The sequence below is a fragment of the Streptomyces sp. SM11 genome (assembly GCF_002910905.1).
Classification (GTDB): domain Bacteria; phylum Actinomycetota; class Actinomycetes; order Streptomycetales; family Streptomycetaceae; genus Streptomyces.
The window spans coordinates 18,327-39,946 of the sequence record NZ_NEUE01000250.1; the positions used below are offsets into that span (position 1 = coordinate 18,327).

The 21,620-nt window shown below is 70.3% G+C and carries 23 protein-coding genes, 2 pseudogenes and 1 riboswitch; of the genes and pseudogenes, 16 read left to right on the forward strand and 9 right to left on the reverse strand.

Annotation, left to right across the window (positions count from 1 at the left end; all coding sequences use genetic code 11):
* Positions 1 to 64: 64 nt before the first annotated feature.
* Entirely contained in the window at positions 65 to 1,015 is a 951-nt protein-coding gene (locus B9S58_RS26460) for a glucosyl-3-phosphoglycerate synthase (RefSeq protein ID WP_103534576.1), read from the reverse strand.
* A 154-nt stretch (positions 1,016 to 1,169) separates the two neighbouring features.
* Positions 1,170 to 1,297: riboswitch (SAM riboswitch) on the forward strand.
* A gap of 18 nt (positions 1,298 to 1,315) precedes the next feature.
* Here B9S58_RS26460 and thrC point away from each other — a divergent pair.
* The 10 genes from thrC to B9S58_RS26510 all read left to right on the forward strand — a co-directional run bounded on the left by thrC (position 1,316) and on the right by B9S58_RS26510 (position 11,058).
* On the forward strand, positions 1,316 to 2,620 hold the full coding sequence (gene thrC, locus B9S58_RS26465) for a threonine synthase (protein WP_103534543.1): 1,305 nt from the start codon (positions 1,316 to 1,318) through the stop codon (positions 2,618 to 2,620).
* Positions 2,621 to 2,653: 33 nt separating this feature from the next.
* Entirely contained in the window at positions 2,654 to 2,932 is a 279-nt protein-coding gene (locus B9S58_RS26470; RefSeq protein ID WP_103534544.1) for a MoaD/ThiS family protein, read from the forward strand.
* A gap of 444 nt (positions 2,933 to 3,376) precedes the next feature.
* Complete coding sequence (locus tag B9S58_RS26475; protein WP_003967346.1) at positions 3,377 to 3,583, forward strand: cold-shock protein; 207 nt, start codon at positions 3,377 to 3,379, stop codon at positions 3,581 to 3,583.
* A 320-nt stretch (positions 3,584 to 3,903) separates the two neighbouring features.
* Positions 3,904 to 5,529, forward strand: a complete 1,626-nt coding sequence (groL, locus tag B9S58_RS26480) for a chaperonin GroEL (protein ID WP_103534545.1) — start codon at positions 3,904 to 3,906, stop codon at positions 5,527 to 5,529.
* A gap of 157 nt (positions 5,530 to 5,686) precedes the next feature.
* Positions 5,687 to 5,905, forward strand: coding sequence for a hypothetical protein (locus B9S58_RS26485; protein WP_258045057.1), 219 nt, complete (start codon positions 5,687 to 5,689; stop codon positions 5,903 to 5,905).
* A 532-nt stretch (positions 5,906 to 6,437) separates the two neighbouring features.
* Positions 6,438 to 6,560, forward strand: a complete 123-nt coding sequence (locus B9S58_RS26490; protein WP_103534546.1) for a keywimysin-related RiPP — start codon at positions 6,438 to 6,440, stop codon at positions 6,558 to 6,560.
* Between the two features lie 50 nt (positions 6,561 to 6,610).
* Positions 6,611 to 8,536: an asparagine synthase-related protein gene (locus B9S58_RS26495; protein WP_103534547.1), complete on the forward strand. Its 1,926-nt coding sequence runs from the start codon at positions 6,611 to 6,613 to the stop codon at positions 8,534 to 8,536.
* The gene (locus B9S58_RS26500) at positions 8,533 to 8,784 is read left to right on the forward strand and encodes a lasso peptide biosynthesis PqqD family chaperone (protein ID WP_103534548.1); all 252 of its coding nucleotides are present in this window, start codon (positions 8,533 to 8,535) and stop codon (positions 8,782 to 8,784) included. Before B9S58_RS26495 ends, B9S58_RS26500 begins: the two co-directional genes overlap by 4 nt.
* The gene (locus tag B9S58_RS26505; protein ID WP_103534549.1) at positions 8,781 to 9,257 is read left to right on the forward strand and encodes a lasso peptide biosynthesis B2 protein; all 477 of its coding nucleotides are present in this window, start codon (positions 8,781 to 8,783) and stop codon (positions 9,255 to 9,257) included. The genes B9S58_RS26500 and B9S58_RS26505 overlap by 4 nt, the downstream gene beginning before the upstream one ends.
* Positions 9,205 to 11,058, forward strand: coding sequence for an ABC transporter ATP-binding protein (locus B9S58_RS26510; protein ID WP_103534550.1), 1,854 nt, complete (start codon positions 9,205 to 9,207; stop codon positions 11,056 to 11,058). The genes B9S58_RS26505 and B9S58_RS26510 overlap by 53 nt, the downstream gene beginning before the upstream one ends.
* 16 nt (positions 11,059 to 11,074) lie before the next feature.
* Here the strand turns inward: B9S58_RS26510 and B9S58_RS26515 are convergent, their stop codons facing one another.
* Both B9S58_RS26515 and B9S58_RS26520 read right to left on the reverse strand, forming a co-directional pair.
* On the reverse strand, positions 11,075 to 11,662 hold the full coding sequence (locus B9S58_RS26515; protein ID WP_103534551.1) for a Uma2 family endonuclease: 588 nt from the start codon (positions 11,660 to 11,662) through the stop codon (positions 11,075 to 11,077).
* Positions 11,663 to 11,718: 56 nt separating this feature from the next.
* Positions 11,719 to 12,605: pseudogene (locus B9S58_RS26520) on the reverse strand (hypothetical protein).
* Positions 12,606 to 12,865: 260 nt separating this feature from the next.
* Between B9S58_RS26520 and B9S58_RS26525 the strand changes: the two are divergent.
* From B9S58_RS26525 to B9S58_RS26535, 3 genes and pseudogenes are all read left to right on the forward strand, one after another.
* Positions 12,866 to 13,669 (forward strand): hypothetical protein, encoded by an 804-nt coding sequence (locus B9S58_RS26525; RefSeq protein WP_103534552.1) that lies wholly within the window; start codon positions 12,866 to 12,868, stop codon positions 13,667 to 13,669.
* A 100-nt stretch (positions 13,670 to 13,769) separates the two neighbouring features.
* A pseudogene (locus tag B9S58_RS26530) lies at positions 13,770 to 14,249 on the forward strand (SigE family RNA polymerase sigma factor); the annotation flags it as partial.
* Between the two features lie 281 nt (positions 14,250 to 14,530).
* Entirely contained in the window at positions 14,531 to 15,772 is a 1,242-nt protein-coding gene (locus B9S58_RS26535) for a mannosyltransferase family protein (RefSeq protein ID WP_181009465.1), read from the forward strand.
* 41 nt (positions 15,773 to 15,813) lie between these two features.
* On the opposite strand, the gene B9S58_RS39455 is transcribed toward B9S58_RS26535, so the two are convergent.
* The 4 genes from B9S58_RS39455 to B9S58_RS26550 all read right to left on the reverse strand — a co-directional run bounded on the left by B9S58_RS39455 (position 15,814) and on the right by B9S58_RS26550 (position 18,255).
* Positions 15,814 to 16,572 carry a tetratricopeptide repeat protein gene (locus tag B9S58_RS39455; RefSeq protein ID WP_258045060.1) on the reverse strand — a complete coding sequence of 253 codons (759 nt, stop codon included), beginning with the start codon at positions 16,570 to 16,572 and terminating at the stop codon, positions 15,814 to 15,816.
* Positions 16,512 to 17,588: a hypothetical protein gene (locus B9S58_RS39460; protein ID WP_258045062.1), complete on the reverse strand. Its 1,077-nt coding sequence runs from the start codon at positions 17,586 to 17,588 to the stop codon at positions 16,512 to 16,514. The genes B9S58_RS39455 and B9S58_RS39460 overlap by 61 nt, the downstream gene beginning before the upstream one ends.
* Before the next feature lie 224 nt (positions 17,589 to 17,812).
* Positions 17,813 to 18,010 (reverse strand): DUF397 domain-containing protein, encoded by a 198-nt coding sequence (locus B9S58_RS26545; RefSeq protein ID WP_103534553.1) that lies wholly within the window; start codon positions 18,008 to 18,010, stop codon positions 17,813 to 17,815.
* The gene (locus B9S58_RS26550; protein ID WP_181009466.1) at positions 17,986 to 18,255 is read right to left on the reverse strand and encodes a Scr1 family TA system antitoxin-like transcriptional regulator; all 270 of its coding nucleotides are present in this window, start codon (positions 18,253 to 18,255) and stop codon (positions 17,986 to 17,988) included. The genes B9S58_RS26545 and B9S58_RS26550 overlap by 25 nt, the downstream gene beginning before the upstream one ends.
* On the opposite strand from B9S58_RS26550, the gene B9S58_RS26555 reads away from it, so the two are divergent.
* A complete protein-coding gene (locus B9S58_RS26555) occupies positions 18,214 to 18,444 on the forward strand; it encodes a DUF1048 domain-containing protein (protein WP_374935710.1) in 231 nt (76 codons plus the stop codon). The two genes, B9S58_RS26550 and B9S58_RS26555, sit on opposite strands and share 42 nt — an antisense overlap.
* Before the next feature lie 155 nt (positions 18,445 to 18,599).
* On the opposite strand, the gene B9S58_RS38190 is transcribed toward B9S58_RS26555, so the two are convergent.
* Entirely contained in the window at positions 18,600 to 18,770 is a 171-nt protein-coding gene (locus tag B9S58_RS38190) for a hypothetical protein (protein ID WP_181009467.1), read from the reverse strand.
* Positions 18,771 to 18,965: 195 nt separating this feature from the next.
* On the opposite strand from B9S58_RS38190, the gene B9S58_RS26560 reads away from it, so the two are divergent.
* Both B9S58_RS26560 and B9S58_RS26565 read left to right on the forward strand, forming a co-directional pair.
* On the forward strand, positions 18,966 to 20,306 hold the full coding sequence (locus tag B9S58_RS26560) for a TrkH family potassium uptake protein (protein WP_103534578.1): 1,341 nt from the start codon (positions 18,966 to 18,968) through the stop codon (positions 20,304 to 20,306).
* The gene (locus tag B9S58_RS26565; protein WP_103534556.1) at positions 20,299 to 20,991 is read left to right on the forward strand and encodes a TrkA family potassium uptake protein; all 693 of its coding nucleotides are present in this window, start codon (positions 20,299 to 20,301) and stop codon (positions 20,989 to 20,991) included. The genes B9S58_RS26560 and B9S58_RS26565 overlap by 8 nt, the downstream gene beginning before the upstream one ends.
* Here the strand turns inward: B9S58_RS26565 and B9S58_RS26570 are convergent.
* Positions 20,975 to 21,472 carry a TetR family transcriptional regulator gene (locus tag B9S58_RS26570; protein WP_308457925.1) on the reverse strand — a complete coding sequence of 166 codons (498 nt, stop codon included), beginning with the start codon at positions 21,470 to 21,472 and terminating at the stop codon, positions 20,975 to 20,977. The two genes, B9S58_RS26565 and B9S58_RS26570, sit on opposite strands and share 17 nt — an antisense overlap.
* Positions 21,473 to 21,620 lie beyond the last annotated feature (148 nt).

Sequence of the window (21,620 nt, forward strand, 5' to 3'; positions counted from 1 at the left end):
GGGCCGCCGTGCTCCCCGCGCTCTGCCGCTCTCGCGCCGCGTGGCCTTCCGCGCTCCGCCGCTCTTATGCGGCGTGGCGTTCCGCGTACTCCGCGATCTCCCGCATCGGCGGCCGTTCCTCGGTGTCCACCGCATGGGTGCGGGGCACGAAGCCGTCCTCGCCGCGCTCGAACTGGGTCAGTGCGGGCCGCACCAGATGGCCCCGGGAGAGCCGCAGCTGCGCCGTGCGGTAGATCGCCGCCGCCATCCGGCCCAGCGCCTGCCCGTCCTGGTGGCGGTGTTTGCGCACGCCGACGTCGACCTGGCCCAGCGCGTCCAGGCCCACCGTGTGCAGCGCGTCGACCAGCAGGCCCAGTTCCACTCCGTAACCGACCGGGAACGGCAGCCGCTCCAGCAGGGACCGCCGTACCGCGTACTCGCCGCCCAGCGGCTGCACGAACCCGGCCAGCTGCGGCCAGTGCAGATTGAGCAGCGGGCGCGCCACCAGTTCGGTGACCCGGCCGCCCTGACCCGCGGTGTCGCCGAGCGGGCGGTCGTACATCGCCTTGACGAACTGGACGGCCGGGTCGGTGAGCAGCGGCCCGACCGTGCCCGAGACGAAGTCCGCGGAGAAGTCCTTCAGGTCGGCGTCGACGAAGCAGACGATCTCGCCGCTGGTCACCAGGAGCGACCGCCACAGCACCTCGCCCTTGCCGGGCAGGGCCGGGATCCGGGGCAGGATCGCGTCCCGGTGGACCACTCGGGCGCCCGCCGCCCGTGCCACGGCGGCGGTGGCGTCGGTGGAGCCGGAGTCGATCACCACGAGTTCGTCGACGAGCCGGACCTTCTCCATCAGTTCGCGGCGGATCGTCGCCACGATGGCCCCGACCGTGGCCTCCTCGTTCAGTGCGGGCAGCACCACGCTCACGGACGTGACGCGCGGATCGGCGTCCCGGGCGTCGGTGAGCCGGTTCAGCGGGCGGTCGCCGGACGACCAGGAACGCCTGGTCAGCCAGCGTTCCACCTCTTCGAGCACGGTCGGCACTCCCTGTGTGTGATCCATCTCGCGGTTCGGACGGCTATCTCAACGGTCCGGTGCTTCGGTTACAGTCTTGAACAACGCGTATGGCCGTCGCATGTCGGGGTCGGATCGCACATAAACGCCTGGATCGAAGATCCAGCGCCATAAGAGCTCATCCAGAGGGACTGAGGGAACGGCCCGTTGAAGTCCCGGCAACCCTCCTGCCGACCGCGAGGTCACGGTGGGGAAGGTGCCAATTCCGTCTTGTGGCGAAATGCGTCGCAAGGAAGATGAGGAGAAAGGGCCTCCGCCATCATGGCTGTTCAGACCGTTGCAGGTAACACCGCTTCTTCTTCCGCCCAGGCCGTGGATCTCGGTCCCGCCGCGGCGCTTTCCTGCCGCGAGTGCGGCGAGCGTTTCGAGCTCGGCCCCCTTTTCGCCTGTGCGTCCTGTTTCGGGCCGCTGGAAGTGGCCTACGACCTGCCCACCGGTTCCCCGGAGGAACTGCGGAAGCGCATCGAGGCAGGCCCGGACAGCATCTGGCGGTACGCCCCGCTGCTGCCGGTGCCCGCCGACGTCGCGGAGAAGCCCAACATCAACCCCGGCTTCACCAAGCTGGTCAAGGCCGACAACCTGGCCCGTGAGCTGGGCGTCACCGGCGGCCTGTACGTGAAGGACGACTCCGGCAACCCGACGCACTCCTTCAAGGACCGCGTCGTCGCGATCGCCGTCGAGGCCGCCCGCGCCTTCGGCTTCACCACCCTCTCCTGCTCCTCCACGGGCAATCTGGCCGGCGCCGTCGGCGCCGCCGCCGCCCGCGCCGGACTGCGCTCCTGCGTGTTCATCCCGCACGACCTGGAGCAGGGCAAGGTCGTCATGGCCGCGGTGTACGGCGGTGAGCTGGTCGGTATCGAGGGCAACTACGACGACGTCAACCGCTTCTGCTCCGAGCTCATCGGCGACCCGCTCGGCGAGGGCTGGGGCTTCGTCAACGTCAACCTCCGCCCGTACTACGGCGAGGGCTCCAAGACGCTGGCGTACGAGATCTGCGAGCAGCTCGGCTGGCGGCTGCCCGACCAGATCGTCATCCCCATCGCGTCCGGCTCCCAGCTCACGAAGATCGACAAGGGCTTCCAGGAGCTGGTCAAGCTCGGTCTCGTCGAGGACAGGCCGTACAAGATCTTCGGCGCCCAGGCCGAGGGCTGCTCCCCGGTCTCCGCCGCCTTCAAGGCGGGCCACGACGTGGTGCGGCCCCAGAAGCCGAACACCATCGCCAAGTCGCTGGCCATCGGCAACCCGGCGGACGGCCCGTACGTCCTGGACATCGCCCGCCGCACCGGCGGCGCGGTGGAGGACGTCACCGACGAGCAGGTCGTCGACGCGATCAAGCTGCTGGCGCGCACCGAGGGCATCTTCGGCGAGACGGCGGGCGGTGTGACGCTCGGCGTGACGCAGAAGCTGATCGAGGCCGGCGTCATCGACCCGACGCTCACCACCGTCGTCCTGAACACCGGAGACGGGCTCAAGACGCTGGACGCGGTCTCCGCGACCTCGCAGGCCACGGCGACCATCAAGCCGAGCCTGGACGCGTTCCGCGCCGCGGGCCTCGCCTCCGCCTGATCCACCGAGACCGAAGCAAGAAGGGCATCCACCATGAGCGTCAAGGTCCGTATCCCCACCATCCTCCGCACGTACACGGGCGGCCAGGCCGAGGTCCCGGCGGAGGGCGCGAAGCTCTCCGAGGTCATCGAGTCCCTGGAGAAGAACCACCCGGGCATCGCGGCCCGTGTCCTGGACGACCAGGGCAAGCTGCGCCGCTTCGTGAACGTGTACGTCAACGACGACGACGTGCGCTTCGAGGGCGGCCTGGAAGCGGTCACGCCGGACGGTGCGGGCGTCTCGATCATCCCCGCGGTCGCCGGCGGCTGCTGAACCGCCCCGGGCCGCCCCGCGGCGGCCCCCACCGCGCCTCTGTGTGACCCCGGTTGCCCCCTCCGCCTGAGAAGCGGAGGGGGCAATTCTGCATGGTTGAGCACGGTACAGTTGGGGAAGCCCCATCCGCTGCCCGAGCCGCCCGCATATGAGTTTGCGCCCGGCCCCGATAAGAAGCAGCCAAAGTGAGTGAACCTCTTGCGGCATAAGTGCCCTTTGCCTGGCCCGACTTGCCCGTAAATCTCAGCAAACCCGCACATTCGCGAGTTGTTCAGTGCCCAGAATTCTCGTCCGATTGACCTGTTGCAGAGGGCAGTTGGACGGATACATTCGGCCGCGGTCGACGCGCTGCGGCGCCGCGCACCCTCTCCTGTCGGGGGTGAGTTCCGACCCGGGGCCGCGAAGTGCGGTCCCGTGCAAGGGCCAGTAATAGGGGAGTTAGGCATGGCTCAGGGCACCGTCAAGTGGTTCAACGCGGAGAAGGGGTACGGCTTCATCGCGGTCGACGGTGGTGCGGATGTTTTCGTCCACTACAGCGCGATCCAGATGGACGGGTACCGCACCCTCGAAGAGGGTCAGCGAGTTGAATTCGAGATCTCGCAGGGCCAGAAGGGGCCCCAGGCCGACATGGTCAAGCTCGCCGTCGGCTGAGCTCGGCGCGGTCGTCCGACGACACTACTCACGCACGCAGGGCCCGGCCCCCGGATCAGGGGACCGGGTCCTCCGTGCGTCCCGGCGACCCGGCCGGGGGCGCGCCGCTGTCCATATCCGACCGGTGACGCTTGCACTCGCAGGGGTCGAGTGCTAATCATTGGCGTTAGCACTCTCCAGGTGAGAGTGACAGAAACTTGGACCGGGCCGGTGAGGCCCGCAGGCGCGGTGGGGCAAGGAACCACCACGCAGGCAGGCCGTCCGTCGCGGGCGCCTCTCGGTCCGGAGAAATCCACCCCTGTCCGGGAGGACCACTTCACATGGCCAAGATCATCGCGTTCGACGAGGAGGCACGGCGCGGTCTCGAGCGCGGGATGAACCAGCTCGCCGACGCCGTCAAGGTCACCCTCGGCCCCAAGGGCCGTAACGTCGTCCTCGAGAAGAAGTGGGGCGCGCCCACGATCACCAACGATGGTGTTTCCATCGCCAAGGAGATCGAGCTCGAGGACCCGTACGAGAAGATCGGTGCGGAGCTGGTCAAGGAGGTCGCCAAGAAGACGGACGACGTCGCCGGCGACGGTACGACCACCGCCACCGTTCTGGCTCAGGCTCTCGTCCGCGAGGGTCTGCGCAACGTCGCCGCAGGCGCCAACCCGATGGCCCTCAAGCGGGGCATCGAGAAGGCCGTCGAGGCCGTCTCCGCCGCTCTGCTGGAGCAGGCCAAGGACGTGGAGACCAAGGAGCAGATCGCTTCGACCGCCTCCATCTCCGCCGCCGACACCGAGATCGGCGCCAAGATCGCCGAGGCGATGGACAAGGTCGGCAAGGAAGGCGTCATCACCGTCGAGGAGTCCCAGACCTTCGGTCTGGAGCTTGAGCTCACCGAGGGTATGCGCTTCGACAAGGGCTACATCTCGGCGTACTTCGCGACCGACATGGAGCGTATGGAGGCGTCGCTCGACGACCCGTACATCCTGATCGTCAACTCGAAGATCGGCAGCGTCAAGGACCTCATCCCGCTGCTGGAGAAGGTCATGCAGTCGGGCAAGCCGCTGCTGATCATCGCCGAGGACGTCGAGGGCGAGGCGCTCTCCACCCTGGTCGTCAACAAGATCAAGGGCACGTTCAAGTCCGTCGCCGTCAAGGCTCCGGGCTTCGGCGACCGCCGCAAGGCCATGCTCGCGGACATCGCCATCCTCACCGGTGGCACCGTGATCTCCGAGGAGGTCGGTCTCAAGCTGGAGAACGCCGGCCTGGACCTGCTCGGCCGTGCCCGCAAGGTCGTCATCACCAAGGACGAGACCACGATCGTCGACGGCGCCGGTGACAGCGACCAGGTTCAGGGTCGCGTCAACCAGATCCGTGCCGAGATCGAGAACTCCGACTCGGACTACGACCGCGAGAAGCTCCAGGAGCGTCTGGCGAAGCTGGCCGGCGGCGTGGCCGTCATCAAGGCCGGCGCCGCCACCGAGGTGGAGCTCAAGGAGCGCAAGCACCGCATCGAGGACGCGGTGCGCAACGCCAAGGCCGCCGTCGAGGAGGGCATCGTCGCCGGTGGTGGCGTGGCTCTGCTCCAGGCCTCGGCCGTCTTCGAGAAGCTCGACCTCACGGGCGACGAGGCGACCGGCGCCAACGCCGTGAAGCTCGCGCTGGAGGCCCCGCTCAAGCAGATCGCCGTCAACGGTGGTCTTGAGGGTGGCGTCGTCGTGGAGAAGGTCCGCAACCTGCCGATCGGTCACGGCCTCAACGCCGCGACCGGCGAGTACGTCGACATGATCGCCGAGGGCATTCTCGACCCGGCGAAGGTCACGCGCTCCGCTCTGCAGAACGCCGCGTCCATCGCCGCGCTCTTCCTCACCACCGAGGCCGTCATCGCCGACAAGCCGGAGAAGGCCGCTGCCGGCGGCGCTCCGGGCGGCATGCCGGGCGGTGACATGGACTTCTGATCCGCCGCGGAGCCCCGGGACCTCTCGGGTGCCTCCGGCTGATCGAAGTTCTGCGTACGTCCCACAGGGGCGGTAACTCCTTCGCGGGGGTGCCGCCCCTGTGGCGTTCTCCGGCACAATCCGGGAGAGCCTTGCGCGGGGCGCGGGGCGCGCCCACGTGGACGGCGTGCCCCGGCCGAAGAGGACCGCGCGCACCAGGATCCTCTTCGCCGACCACGACGGCCGGACCGACCCCGAAACCATCACCGCGGCCCAGGTGTTCGACGGCGGACGGTGGTACGCCCACTCCTCGACGGTCGTCGGCTACGGCATGATCCCGCTGCTGCTGGGCGCGGGAACCGCGGCCTGGGGTCGCTACCGGCTGCGTCGGCGGTAGTCACGGGGCGGTTGCGCGTGGTCGGCGTGGCCGAATGGCTACTTGCCGTGCCCTTCTTCGTACGGCAGCACGTGTCGGTGCGGTGGCGCCGAAGACGGTGGCGCGCCCTCGGCTCCTGAGGTAGGGCGGACGCGAGGCCGCCCGGAGCCCCGTTCCGGCTGGTTTCCCGGTTCTTCCGACGGCCGCTGCCTCTCTTGGCAGCTCACCGCGCGGTCCGGCGACCCCATGCGGTCATTGGTCCAGTCCACTGCCCCTCTGCGCCCCGGCGGTGTGCGACTGCACAGGGTGACCGGCAGGTGCCCCGGTCTCCGGCGGCGAGACCCCGGAGCGGCCGGCCCCGGACCTCCCTGCTCGCGCTATCCAGCCAACTTCGCTCGGTAAGTCGGAATCAGGCGTACCGGTTCGGCAGCGGGACATGATGGCTCTGGTGTTCACGTGGTGAACACCAGTCGCATGAGTAACGTCAGTTATGCAGAGACCATGTGGGCATAACGGTCGTCAATGGTCGTCAACCTACAGAAGGGAAGGTGTCATGAAGCTGCAGAAGAAGGCTTATGTGAAGCCGTCGCTGTTCAAGCAGGGCGACTTCTCGAAGAAGACCGCCGGCTACTTCGTCGGCTCGTACAAGGAGTACTGGACCCGGCGCATCATCTGATCCGCCGGCCAGTTTCCTGTGCACCGTGTGAGAACTTCCGAAAGGTGAAGATGCCCGGCCAGCTGCGTGACTACTTCGTCGTCCTGCCGGACAGCGTGGCGGGAGCGGCGGTGGCCGGGCGGCTTCCCGCACCGGGAGCGACCGGGCCGGCTCCGCGGGCGGGCGACGCCCTGACCGTCGCCCACCCTTCGGGCCGGCCCTGGGTCGTCGCCCGCCCACTGTTCCGCAGGGTCAGCCACCTCGCCCGGGGCGCGGACGCCCTCGTCCTCATCGGCCCGGACCGCGTCCCCGACGCCGTGCTCGCCGGGCTCCTGGAGGGCGCCCGGGACCGGGCCGGGCTGGAACGCCGCCTCGCCCGGCTGCCCGGCCTGTACCATGTCGTCGCCCGGCTCTCCGGGGAGACCTGGATCCGGGGCACCGCCACCGGACTGCGCCGGATCTACCACGCCCGCCACCCGGAGGCCGGAACCCTCGCGTCCGACCGCCCCGCGGCCCTGGCCCGCCTGACCGACGCACCCCTGGACGACGGCGCGCTGGCACTACGGCTGCTGGACTTCGTGCCGCACCCCCTGAGCCGCCGCGTCGTGTGGCGGGGCGTGTACGAGACCGGCGCCGGGTACGGCCTGGCCCTGCCCGTCGCAGCACCGGGCACGGCCGCCGTCCCCGGCCCCACGGAGCACCGCTGGTGGGAGCCGCCGCCCGGCGAACTCTCCCTGGCGCGGGGGGCCCGAAGACTCGGTGATGCCGTCGCCGCCTCCGTACGGGCCCATGTCGGCGGCGTGGACCGGATCAGCTGCGAGCTCTCCGGCGGCATGGACTCCACGGCCCTCGCCTTCGCCGCCCGGGAGACCGGCCCGGCGGCGCTGTCCCTGCTGACAGTGGCCGCCCGGGACCGCTACAGCGAGGACGAGACCTGGGCGCGGAGGGCGGTCGAGGCGGCGAACCGGAGCACACCAGGAGCCACCGCCCCGGACCACCACGTGATCCCCGCCGCCGACGCCCCCTACTTCTACGCCGACCTCGTTGCCACCTCCGCCGAGTTGAACGACGAACCGCTCCCCGTCGCCCCCGGCCGCGCCCGTGCGCATCTGCTCCTGAGCCGGGCCCACGCCACCGGCTCCCGCTACCACCTCACCGGCTACGGCGGCGACGAACTCTTCCTCGGTCTGCCCCACGCCTACCAGGACCTCTTCCACGGCAACCCCCGCACCGCCTGGAACCACCTCAGCGGCCTGCGCCACCAGCTCGGCTGGCCTCTCCTGCCCACGGTGAAGGCCCTGCTGGACCGCTCCACGTTCCCCCGCTGGATCGCGGGCGCGGTCAGCACCGAACCCCGGCCCGTCGCCCGGACCCCGCTGCTCTCCTGGGGCGTACGGCAGTCCCTGCGGCCCTGGTTCACCGAGCACGGATGCGCCCTGATCACCGAGGAGTTCCGGGCCGCCGCCGAGCACGCCGAGCCGATCGACCCGTGGCGCGGGCGGCATGTGGACATCGACGCCGTACGGATGGGGGCCCGGCACTTCCAGGCGATGGAGGACATCGGCATGACGATCGGGCTGCCGGTCGCCGCGCCGTTCTACGACGACCGGATCCTGGAGGCGACCCTCGCCGTACGCCTGCCGGAGCGGGTCAGCCCCTGGCGCTACAAACCGCTGCTCGCCGAGGCGATGCGCGGGGTGGTGCCGGACGCGCTGCTGGCCCGGACGACGAAGGACCACATGTCCTCCGACGAACACCAGGGACTCAGCGAACACGCCACGGAACTGGCCGGGTTGTGGACGGACTCCCGCCTCGCCGAGCGTGGCCTGGTCGACTCCCGCAGCCTGCTCCGGCTCGCCGCCGAGCCCTTCTCCCCGGTCCTGGCCGAGCACTCCATCTCCCCGACCGTGGCCGGGGAGACCTGGCTCCGCACGGCTGAGGACGCCTGGCCGGCATCACCCCACCGCACTTCCACGACCAGCGAGGCAACCCTGTGAAGCTCAGAAAAGGCATCGCCGTCACGAGCACCGAGTACGGCGGCGTCCTCCTCGACGAGAAGGACGGCAGCTACTGGCAGTTGAACGACACCAGCGTCATCGTCGTCGACACCCTCGCCGCGGGACACACCCCCGACATCGCCGTGGAGCGGATCCTCGCCGCGTTCGACGTCGAGCGCGCCGAGGCGGAGTCGGACGTCGCGGAGCTGACCCGGCAGCTCGTCGAGGCGAAGATACTGCGCCCATGACCACCGAGATGACGATGCCGCGCCGGAGCGCGGGAGCGGGCGGCCCGCGGCTGCGTACGGCCATCGCCGCCGCGTTCGTCCTGGCCCGTCTCAAGCCCGGCCGGCTGCGCCGGGTGCTGGCCAGGTGCGCCCGGGGCGCGCGCCCGGCATCGTACGCGGAGACGCTGGAGGTGTTCGAAGCGGTCGTCGCCACCAGCCGCCGCTGCGCGGGCCGTTACGGCTGCCTCCCCCGCTCGGTCGCCGTCGCCCTGGCCTGCCGGATGTCCGGCGTCTGGCCCGACTGGTGCGCGGGGGTGCGGGCGGCTCCGCCGTTCTCGCCGCATGCTTGGGTACAGGCGGGGGGCCGTACGGTCGGGGAGCAGGCGGAACCGGCGGATCTGCGTCCCTTGGTGGTGGTGACCGTACGCGAGGGGGTTCCGGGTGAGCGCGGTGGCAGGGACGACGACGGGGACGGGGGCGGGCAGGCCGCCTGAGGGCGAGGAGACGCCGGCGACGGGGCCCGCGGGGGAGCCGACGCCCTCCGCCAAGAGCAGCGGGACGGGCCCCTCCCCCCTCCGGCTCCTCCTCTCCCGGGTCCGCCCGCACCGGGGCGTACTCGTCCGTGCGGGCCTCCTCTCCCTCACCGGGTCCGCGGCCGGCCTCGCGATGCCGCTGATGGCGAAGCACGCGGTCGACGCGTTCGCGGCGGACCGCTCGCCCGCCGGTCCGCTCGTCGTGCTGACCGCGCTCGTGCTGGCCGGAGCCTGTCTCTCCGCGTACGGGCGCTATCTCATGTCCCGTACGGGAGAAGGCGTCGTGCTCCGCGCACGCGACCAACTGGTGGGCCGCATCATGAGGTTGAAGGTCCCGGCGGTGGACCGCCTCACCCCGGGCGACCTCCAGTCACGCGTCACCAGCGACACGACGCTCCTGCGAACGGTCCTCTCCAGCGGCCTGGTCGAGTCGTTCAACAGCGTGCTGATGCTGCTGGGAACGATCGGCTTCATGGCGTACATGGACCTGACGCTGCTCGGCGTGACACTGGTGGTGATCGTCGGCATCGGAGCCGTGACGTCCCTGCTGATGCCGCGCATCCAGCGGGCCCAGCTCCGCGCCCAGGAGTCCGTGGGCGCGATGGGCGCGGCCCTGGACCGGGTGCTCCAGGCGTTCCGTACGGTCAAGGCGAGCGGGGCGGAGGAGCGGGAGACGGCGGCCGTCGCGGCGGCGGCCCGGCACGCGCACGACCGGGGGGTCTCGGTGGCGCGGTGGTCGTCGGTCTCCGACGTCACGATGATGATGTCGATCCAGCTGGCGTTCCTGGCGGTGCTGGGCGTGGGCGGCGCGCGGGTCGCCTCCGGCTCGCTGGAGATCTCGTCGCTGATCGCGTTCCTGCTCTACCTCTTCTACCTGATGGGCCCGATCGGCGGCCTGGTGGAGGGCTGGACGGGCCTGCAGAGCGGGCTCGCGGCGGTGCGCAGGATCGACGAGGTGGAGTCGCTGCCGGGTGAACCGGCGGGTGCCTACGAGGACGTACCGCGCGATGTGGCTTCGACTCCGCTGGGCGTCACCTTCCAGGACGTGACGTTCGGGTACGGGGACGAGCGCGCCCCGGCCCACAAAGGGGTGACGTTCGACGTCCCGACCGGCGGACTCGTCGCGCTGGTGGGCCCGTCCGGGGCGGGCAAGTCGACGGTGTTCAGCCTGCTGGAACGGTTCTACGACCATGACTCCGGCACCATCACCGTGGACGGCCGGGACATCCGCGACTGGCCGCTGGCCGAGCTGCGCGCCTCGCTCGCGTACGTGGAACAGGACGCCCCGGTCCTGGCCGGGACGCTCCGCGAGAACCTCCTCTTCGCCGCCCCGGACGCCGAGGACGAGGCGCTGGCGGCCGCGGTGGCCCGTACCCGCCTGGACACCCTGGTCGACCGGCTGCCGGACGGTCTGGACACGGCGGTCGGTCACCGCGGCGTCACCCTCTCCGGCGGCGAACGCCAGCGCATCGCCATCGCCCGGGCCCTGCTGCGCAGCCCCCGGCTGCTTCTCCTCGACGAGGTGACCTCGCAACTGGACGCGGTCAACGAGCAGGCGCTGCGCGACGTGATCCTCGAACTCGCCGAGCGGACGACGGTGCTGGTCATCGCGCACCGCCTGTCCACCGTCCGGCACGCGGACCGCATCGTGGTCCTGGAGGACGGCCGGGTCCGCACGGCGGGCACGCACGAGGAGCTGATAGCCGGGGACGACCTGTACCGGGAGTTGGCGACGACGCAATTGGCGGCGGACGCGCGGTGAGGGACGGGGCGGAGACTCAGCGGGCGTAGTCCTTGAGCTCCTCGGTGTCCAGGGTGATGTCGACGGGTCCGGGGAGGGTGACGGCTTCGCCGTAGTCGTACGAGTGCTGCTGCCGGTAGCGGCCCTTGTCGGGCTCACTGTGGACGACGAGGGTGCCCGATTCGCGGTCGATCAAGAGGTACACCGGGATGCCCGCTGCCGCGTAGCCGTGAGGCTTTTCGTTACGGTCGCGACGGTCGGTGTCGTGGTCGTAGGAAGTCACTTCCACGGTCATCAGAACACCCTCGGCGGGCGCCCACTCCCCTTGCCCGGCGAAGTGCCGACGAGGGGCGAGGGTGCCGTCCGGGCGGGCGCGGCCCTGCCGGTATGCCTCCACCATCAGCCCTTGTTCGGGGTGCAGGTCGAGTTCGGGCCGATGCTGCATGCACTGACGCAGCAGCCACATGAAGATGGTTCCGTGGTCCCCGTCCGGCACGGGCTTGACCTCCAGCTTTCCGTTGATGAGCTCAAGCGTCACGGTCTCGGGGGACGTACGGGCGAGCTGCTCGAACTCCTCGACGGACATCTGGGCGTGCGGTGCGTGATCGGCGGTGCTGGGGGTCATGGCGTCGCCTCCTCCCCTCCATCGTGCCCCGTCGGATCTGCGGGCGAGCCGCATGGTCATCGGTATGTCCTCTCGGATCGCGGAACGAGACCCGCCCGGACCGCGTTCATCCGGTCCCGTACGCCAGGCGGCTGCACGGCCCCCGGCGGCCCCACCGGCGGTTCGGGGGACGGCCCCCGGCACGGTCGGCAGAGGCCCCCGAGGAGGGCTTCCGGGGTGCCGGGCACTCCGCACTCGCCGCACTCCAGGGTGCGCAGGACGGTCCGGGGCCCCGGCAGGACCCGCTCGGGCGGCAGCTTGTCGCGCAGGCGCCGTTCGACGAGGCGGGCGGCGCAGTGGACGGGCGACGGCAGCCCACCGGTGAGCGCGTGCAGCAGCTCCGCCTCCGTGGCACCCCGCGCGAACCACTCGCTGACCTGCGGTTCCAGATGTACGCAGTCGGCGGCGGACAGTGTCAGCATGGGGGCCTTGCGCCCCAGGGCGGCCAGCAGAATGAACGCCCGGGAGCGGGTGGGTCGTCGGGGCTCGTCCGGCGGGGCGTCACCCCGGGTGTAGGCGTTCCACCAGTCGTCCTCGCGTGCGGTGCGGGAGAAGAAGGTCCGGGTCACCCAGAGCATGACCTTGTCCGTGATCACGCACTCGCTGCCGCGCCGCAGGTGCCCCGTTCCTGAAGTCGGTTGAGGGTGGTGCGCAGGGCGCACTGACCGTACGGCAGGTGCTTGGCCAGGGTCTTCACGGATACGTCGGAGCCGTCGGGCAGCCGGTCGATGTAGGCGGCGACGGCGGCGTCGCGGGGGAGAAGGTGGGCGAAGCCCCGTTCGGTGCGGGGGCGTTCGCCGGGGGCGGAGCGCTTGCCGTAGCCGGGCTTGGCCCTGGGGTGGGGGGTCGCGGACGGGGTCTCGCGCGGGGCGCGGGGGGCATCACTAAGCTGGCTGTCAGCCATGGGGATCGCTTTCTGGTTTCGATCTTCGGTGGCTAGACCCCTGTCGGTGTTGGAGCACCGGTGGGGGTCGTCCTTTTGCCTGGTCGTGGTCTTCCCGCACGCTAGAGCCTGGCGACCGTGCGTCGCAACTCGATCACGAATTGTCAACTTCGCAGCCAGGGTGGGTGGGTGGGAAAGCTGACCCATCTACCCCATCCTTGTTAAGAGCGCTCGGATCTCGCGGCTTGAGCTTCGGGAGGCCGAAGCGGAACGGGGGCGGTATGAACGACCCGGAGGACGCGGGTGCGAGTGCGGGTGCGGAGCTGACGGCCCGGTTCACCGCGGAGGTCGACTGGACGAAGGTGGTCGACCCCGCCATCCCCAAGCCGGAGGGGCAGTGCGGGCCGGACCTGCTGGAGTGGCTCTGGTCCCCCGATCTGCGAACGGCCCATGACGCCCACGCCACCCTTCACTTCGTGTGCTGTGGCGACGGCGGTTCGGTGCGGCCCGCGGCGCCCGAGGTGCTTCCGTTCCTCGTCGAGGCCGTCCGGGACCCGGCCGTGAAGGTGCGTCCGCAGATCCTGGAGACGCTCGCCGTTCTCGCCCGCGCCGGGAACGAAGCCCGCGCCGCGGCACCCGGGCCGGGGCCCGGCGGATGGTGGCGCACCGCCCCCGCCGCCTGGCCCGCCGCCTGGGAGCGGGCGGTCGACGCGCTGCTTCCGCTCCTCGCCGACGACGTGGAAGGCGACGAGGACGTCCGGGCCGGAGTGGCCGCCGTACTCGCACGGGCCACCCACAGGGCGGACGATCTCGTCGACCGCTTCCTGGCCCGGTTCGAGGACGAGCCCGACCTGTCGGCGGCGGAGCAACTCGTGCTGGCCGTGGGCGAGCTGGCCCCTCATGCGGTGGAGCGGCGCGAGGGCGCCGTCTCGTGGTTGCGGCAGCGGACGACCGACGCCGGGAAGGGCGAGGAGCCCGACATGGACGACGACATCGAGGCGTGGCTCGCCTGGATGGAACAGCACGGGCACGATGTCCGGCCGGCTGCGATCGTCGCGCTGCGCCGCGCCCTTCAACTGCTGTGACGCTGTGATGACCGTCACCCCCGATTCCTTCTGGGTAGTGTCGACCGGATGCCCGTCGGCGGGCGTATACCCGGTGAAGCGAAAGATCCGGGAGCAACTTTTGACCGTCGAGGAGTTCGAAGAGTTCTACGCCCGGGCGGTCGCGCGTCTCACAGGCCAGTTGTACGTGATGACCGGCGACCTCCAGGAGGCGCAGGACGTCGTGCAGGAAGCGTTCGTCAAGGCGTGGATCCGGCGTGGGCGGCTGGAGCGTGACGGGCAGCCCGAGGCGTGGATCCGTACGGTCGCGTGGCGTCTGGCGGTGAGCCGGTGGCGTTTTCGGCGTCGGTCGGCGGACGCCTGGGGCCGGGGGAGTGGCGCGGCGGAGCACGTCGCGCCGCCGGACCCGGACCACGTGGTGCTCGTCGGCGCGCTTCGGGAACTGCCCGCCCAGCAGCGGCGGACCTTGACCCTGCACTACCTGTGCGACCTCACGGTCGAGCAGATCGCCGGGGAGACCGGGCTTTCCAGCAGCACGATCAAGACGCATCTGGTCCGTGGACGGGCGGCGCTCGCCCACCGTCTGCGGGACCCCCGCATCGCTGCCGGGGGGTGCGGAGACCATGGGGACCCAGGGGGCGGTGGGCCGGTCCACCGCCCCGGGCGGAGTGCCCACGAGGACGAGCACGAGCCATACCGCGAGCACGACGCGGTCGTCGCCGACGTCCACGCCGTCGGCGACGACCGATGGGGCCACGTCGATGCCCTGACACCAACTTCGTTCTTTCCCCTTCCCTGCCCCCGTCCGTGCCCCGGCGGCTTCACCGGGCGGTCCCGTACGCCTCGTCGCATCCGTGAGGCACGCCCGAAAGGTGCCTGAGTCTGTCCACGCTTTCCCCCGGGCTGCGGCCTGCCTCCGTCCGCCCCGCACCGCCCGAGCCCCGGGTGCCCGTCCCGCCCGAGCCCCGGGCGGGGTGGTTCCGCCGGGTGGCCGATCGCCTGACATCCGCCGACCGGGGCGTGTTGTGGCTCTATCTGCTGACCCGGATATCCCTGTGGACCACGGCTCACTTCGCCCGCCGGATGTTCCCGGCCCGCCCCGGCACACGGGAGGCGGCGCCCGTCCTCGCGCCCTTCCAGCAGTGGGACGCGAACCACTACCTCCACATAGCGCGCGACGGCTACTTCCCCGCCGGCGCGGGGCCGTGGACCATCGGCTGGGACAACCGGGAGGCGTTCTTCCCGGGCTACCCCCTCCTTCTCCGCGCCGTGCACACGGTCGTGCCCGACTGGACGGCGGCCGGGCTGCTGATCTCGTTCGTCGCGGGGGCGGTGGCCGTACTGGCCCTGGCCCGTATCGCGCGGGCGTATCTGCCGGAGGACGCGGCGGGCCGCCGTACGGCCGCTCTCTTCCTGCTCTCGCCCTGCGCGGTGTTCCTGGCCGTCGGGTACACGGAGGCGCTGTTCCTCGCGTTCGCCCTGCCCGCCTGGATCGCGGCGATGAGGCACCGGTGGGCGCTTGCCGCCGGACTGACCGCGCTGGCGACGACGGTGCGGGTCAGCGGCCTGTTCCTGGCCGCCGCGATCGCGCTGGCCTTCGTGCTGTCCGCCCGGACCCGGCGGGACTGGCGGGCGGCGGGCTGGCTGCTGCTTCCGGCGCTGCCGCCGGCCGCGTACAGCTGGTATCTGCACACGCACACCGGCGACTGGATGGCCTGGAAGCACGCGCAGGAACGCGGTTGGTGCCGCACCTTCCACGCTCCCTGGGAGGCGTGGGCGAACACCTGGCACGGGGCGTTCGACCGTACGCAGTCGACGGGGTACGCGTTCATGTTCCAGGCGGAGTTGGCGGCGATGCTGGTGGGCCTGGCGCTGGTCGCCGTCCTTCTGCGCCGCCGCCGCTGGCCGGAGGCGGTGTACGTGGCCCTCAGCCTGTGGGCCCTGGGGACCTCGTACTGGTACACGTCCATCCCGCGCGCGACGCTGCTGTGGTGGCCGCTGTGGATCGGCCTGGCGGCGCTGAGCCTGCGTCATGCGCGGTTCAGCACGGCGTACTTGTGCGTGGCCGCACCGGTGACGACGATCGTCGCGCTGACGTTTCTGACGGGGAGGTGGGCGGGGTGAGGGGACGCACGTCGGCGGGCGGGGCGGCCTTCATCGCCCCTCTACTCTCCACCGCCAGTGCCTCGCACGTCGTCCCGGGCTCGCTGTCGCTCCACGAGGCGTTCCAGCGACCACCGGGTCCATGGATGCCCGGCCCCCAGCACGCGTGTCCGGGCATTCGCCACCAGCTCTGCCTGTTCCACCGCCTCCTCGAACAGCCCGAGCTCCCCGAGAACGCGACTCTGCAGGGAGCGGGCGGCGAGAGTCTTCGGATGGTCGATTCCGTAGGTGCGCTCGGAGCCCGCGACCACGGTGCGGACCAGAGGCAGAGCCCGGCTTCGATGGCCCGCGGCGACCAGGGCGAAGCCGTAGTTCAGTTCGGCGTCCAAGGTGATGGGATGCCCGGGACCGACCTCCCTGTGGCAGTCCGACACCAACTCGGCTCCGGTGGCCGGATCCATCTCCGGACCGGCAACGAACTCCAGCAGGTACGTCCGCGCGATGAGCGTCGATGGATGAGTCGCACCGAGTGCGGCGGACCGGCCCTCGACCGCACGGCGCACCAATGCCACCGCCTCGTCCTTCTGATCGAGAACCCAGGCGAGCACCGGGGACAACCCAGCACAGCTCTCCAGCGTTTCGACGGCACTCGCACCGAACACAGCTGTGCAATCAGTAAGGGCGAGGCGATGGGCCGCCTCCGCCTCCTCGTAACGCCCGAGCCGGTAGAGGGACCGCCCCACACGCTGGCGGATGGCGATCACCGCAGGGTGGTTCGCCTCAAGGCTCCGCGTCCCGCGTGTCGCCGCGTCCTGCGCCACCGACAGGGCAGACGCGTAATCTCCGGCTCGATGGAGTGCGATCGCCAACCGGACGTGCACTCCAGCACGCGCGCCATGGTTGCCCGCCCGACCTCGGCCCACTGAGTCGCTCGCCGTAGCAACGCCAGGGTGTGCGGTACGTACGGAGCGAGAGGTGGATCTTCGCGGGCCCATGGACGCGACACGTCCGGCATGACTGCCATGAGCAGTTCCGCGGCAGTGCTCACCAAAGCGTCGCGCTGACCGGACGGGGTGCCCCGGGCGATGCTTTCCAGCAGTACCCCGTGGGTCCGCAGACAGCGAGGCGGACCGGGAACCAGCCGTGTGAGGGAGTGGTCGAGCAGGCCGCGGAGTGCCAACTCCACGCGGGCCCGGGGCAGCACTGTATCGATGCCCGGGCCGGTCAGCAGGTGGAGAGGCAGCGGGTCGTGGGACCAGCAGCTGAGCAACTGGACCAAGGTCGTGGCTTCCGGTAACCCTTGGGCGTGCAGTGCGTTCAGCGACAGTTCCCAGGTGGTGCTGGCGAGATGACGCGAAGGGTTGCCGCCGCCGTACGCAGCCCCTTGATCCAGAAGTTCGATGGGATCCACCCCGTTGCCCCGGTCGAGGGCAAGCCCGTACTCCGCCATGCTCCATGGACTGATCACCTGGTGTGCCAGATAGCCACCTGCGAGGGTGAGCGCCAGTGGCAGACGGCCCAGCCGGTCCGCGATGTCAGCCGCTTCCTCCGCGGTGCCCCTCTCCGGCGCCAGGTCGCACAGCACCTGCGCCGCGTCCTCCCGCGGCAATACACCGACGTGGTGAAGTGTTGCACCGGGCCACCAATGGGAGGCGACCTGCCGGGTGGTGACCAGAGTGATGCCGCGCGGACTCGTGCGCAGCCAGTTGCCTTCGCGCAGGATGGCCGGGTCGTCGGCGTTAAGGGGCCGAGGTATCGTGCGCGCCCAGGGTCGGCTCAACGTCATCGAGCTCTTGCGATACGGCAATCGCCTCCCAACGAGATGCTGGTCGCCCATCAACTCCCGACTGCGGAGCAGCAGGGCGAGTTCAGCCTCGCCACCTCTGGGCGAAACGCCTGAGTTCGTAGTGAATGACTGAACGTGAACAGCTGCTCAGAGTGTCCTGATTCTTGTTGCAGTTCAACGACCTACTGCCCTTCAGCCAGAGGTGGAGCCGCTTCTGCAGCCCTGGTTCGAGCGATCGCGTGAAGCGCCGCCGGGGTGCTCCACTCCGGAAGGGCTCAGCGGACGTCGCTGACGAAAGCCGACCACGCCGAGGCTCCGAAGACGAGGGCCGGGCCCTCCGGCTGCTTGGAGTCGCGCACGGGGACGACGCCCGGAAAGCCGTCGGACACCTCGATGCACTGTCCGCCGTCTGAGTTGCTGTACGAGGACTTCCGCCATGTCGCGGAATTCAGGTCGGCTCGGCGGGATGGCATGTTCGGATCTCCTTGACCAGCTGCTGGATGAACTCGGTTGTCTGCTCCGGAGAGAGCGCCTTGTCTCGCTGTACATCGTAGGACAAGCGCAGCTCCTCGACGCGTCCTGATTCCTCAACCAGTTCACCGGACTTGCTGCCCTCCAGATAGGCCACGGCCTTGCCGTTGGCCAGCCACAGGACCGTCAGCGAACCGCCCATCAGATCATGCAGCCCTGCCGAGAAGGGCAGCAATTGAAGCGTCACGTTCGGCCGCTTCTGCTCCCCGGGATCGTCGACTTCTTCGAGGAAGGCGCCGCCGCGGGCAAGGGGGGCCTGGAGCTCATCGGCAACGACGTCGCCGCGTTCTGCGACGACCTGGTCAAGGACTCACGAACCTATGCGGACGTCTACCAGGAGTCCATCGGCAGGGAACCCGGTACCGCCGAGAAGTGACCCACTCGTCGCCCCGTGCCGGTGGGCGTAGCCCGCACGCGCGGTTCGTACGCCTTGGCGCGGCGCGGCACGGCCATTCCCCAGGACGACACGGCTGACCTGTGGTCCTGTTCCTCAGGAGTCGGATGCCGGGGTCCGCCGGCCGGCGGAGCCTGTCACGGCCGGTAGATCATTTCGATCAGGCCCCCGGCGATCAGCGCCCACGCCCCGACGCCCAGCAGCCACCACGAGTCGCTGACCGCCCCGGCTGCGAGGAGCAGCACGGCGGCCAGGAGCAAGGAGTACTCGGTGTGCCGCAGGCCCCGGGCGAAATCCGGACCCTTCACCCGATCGGTCGCAGGGTCGGCACGGGCAGGTGAGTGATGCGGACACGGAAGCTGCTCAGGGGGCCCATGGCGTAAGCCTAGGCACGACTGAGGGCGGACGGCAGGGCCTACTGTCGAAAACGGCGTCAAGGTTGTCTATCGTCTTCCAGTGCGAACAATCGTGGTGTCCGTCCGCAATGCGGAGGGCTTGGTGTGGTGAGGCAGCGGTGGCCGCGCCTCCGGCATCCGGCGCAGGCGGTCGTGGTCGGCTTCGCCGCCGCGATCGTGGCCGGGACCGGTCTGCTGATGCTGCCGGTGGCCAAGGCCGGGCCGGGCGGCGCCGGTGTGCTGGAGGCGTTGTTCACCTCCACCTCCGCGGTGTGTGTGACCGGTCTGATCGTGGTGGACACACCCGAGTACTGGACCGGGTTCGGGCAGGCGGTGATCCTGGGGCTCATCCAGGTGGGCGGCTTCGGCATCATGACCTTCGCCTCCCTGCTGGTTCTCCTGGTCTCCCACCGCTTCGGTCTGAAAGCCCGCATGACGGCCGCCGCGGAGACCAAGACCCTGGGGCTGGGCGACGTTCGCTCGGTCGTGACCGGTGTGGTCAAGGTCAGCCTGCTGCTGGAGGCGATCACCGCGCTGGTCCTGACCCTGCGGTTCGCCACCGCCTACGACGAGTCCTGGCCCCGGGCTCTCTGGCTGGGCGTCTTCCACGCCGTCTCCGCGTTCAACAACGCCGGATTCGCCCTGTACTCCGACAGCCTGATGGGCTTCGTCACCGACCCCTGGATCTGCCTGCCCATCGCGCTGGCGGTCATCGCCGGTGGGCTGGGCTTCCCCGTCCTGTTCGAGCTGCGCCGCCGGTTCCGCAAGCCACGCGGCTGGTCCCTGCACACCAAGATCGTGCTGTGGGCCACCGTAGTCTTCCTGGTCGGCGGCAGCGCCTTCATCACCGCGCTCGAATGGTCCAACCCCGCCACCCTGGGCCCCCTGGACGCCCCCGGCAAACTGCTGGCCGGGTTCTTCCAGGGCGTCATGCCGCGCACCGCCGGGTTCAACAGCCTAGACACCTCCCAGATGAACCCCGCGAGCTGGCTGGGCACCGACGTGCTGATGTTCATCGGCGGAGCCAGCGCCGGCACCGCCGGCGGTATCAAGGTCACCACCTTCGCCGTGCTGTTCTTCGTCATATACGCCGAGATCCGCGGCGAAGGGGCGGTCAACATCTTCCACCGCCGTCTGCACGGCGACCTCCAGCGGCAGGCCCTGACCGTGGTGCTGCTGTCCGTGGCCGCCGTCGCCGTCACCACCGTGGCCTTCATGGTCTTCTCCGACCACAACCTCGACCAGTCACTGTTCGAGGTCACCTCCGCCTTCGCCACCGTCGGCCTGTCCACGGGCATCACCGCCGACCTCCCCGTCGGGTTGCAGCTGCTGCTGATCGCCTTGATGTTCATCGGCCGGCTCGGCCCCATCACCGTCGCCTCCGCACTCGCCCTGCGCACCCGTGTCCGCCTGTTCGACCTTCCCGAGGAGCGACCCGTCATTGGCTAGGAAGACCACCCCCAAGAAGCGCCGTACGGGGGGACCTCAGGGCTCCGTCGTCGTCATCGGACTGGGCCGCTTCGGCCGCGCCCTGGCCCTGGAACTCGTCGACGAGGACACCGAAGTGCTCGGCATCGACGAGAACGCCGAAGTGGTGCAAGCCGTCTCGGGCTCCCTCACCCACGCCGTGCGGGCCGACTCCACCAAGGAGGACGCACTGCGCCAGCTGGGCGTCCACGAGTTCGACCGTGCCGTCGTCGCCATCGGCAGCGATCTCGAAGCCAGCATCCTCACCGCCTCGCTGCTGATCTCCTTCGGCATCGAGGACGTCTGGGCCAAAGCCATCAGCAAGGCCCACGGCCGCATCCTCACCCAGCTCGGTGTCCACCACGTCGTCTACCCCGAGCACGACATGGGCCAGCGCGTCGCCCACCTCGTGCGGGGCCGCATGCTCGACTACATCGAGTTCGAGGACGACTTCGCCATGGTCAAGACCAACCCGCCCGCCGACATCATCGGCCTCCCCCTGTCCAACAGCGCCGTCCGCTCCCGCTACGGCATCACGGTCGTCGCCATCAAGCGCCCCGGGGAAGGCTTCACCTACGCCACCCCCGAAACGGTCGTCGAGGCGGACGACACCATCATCGTCGCCGGACGCACCCGGGCAACCGAACGCTTCAGCGAACTCCAGTAAGACCTTCCAGCTCAATCCCCGCAGGCGGCGGGAGCGGGCCGGCGGAAAGCCCGGCCCGGAACGACTCCAGCTGGTAGCCCACCAGTCGGCGGGGCGCGGCGGCGGCATCCGCCCCCGCCGCGTTCACCACGCTGCGATTGGCCGGCAGCACCAGCACCACGTCGGGCACGTCGAGGTCCGGACGCAGCGCTCTCGCCCCTTGTGCCCGCCGCACCAGCAGGGCCAGCCCCTTCTCCGCCCGGTCGCGCTCCCCGGCGAAAGCCGTTTCGTCCGGGAAACGGGAGAGGAACGCGTGGGTGAAGCCCCGGTCGGCGGCCTGCATCGCGCACACCTTGCGGAACACCGCGTGGAAGCCGCGCCAGGGGTCCGGGTCCTCCAGCGCCTCGTCCGGCGCGCCCGCGCACTCGGTGAGCTGCTCGGCGAACGCCTCGCGGGCGGCCCGCAGGATGCGCTCCCTGTTCTCCCGGGCATCCGTCCGCAGGCCGACGGGGCCCGAGGCACTCTGCGAGGGTCGGGTCCCGGTCCCGGTGCCGGCACGCAAGCCGGGCGAGGTGCTCGTACGGGTGCATGCGGCGAGCGTCAACGGTGGCGGCCGGGCAAGCGCCCTCACCGGCGGCTACTCCGCGGTG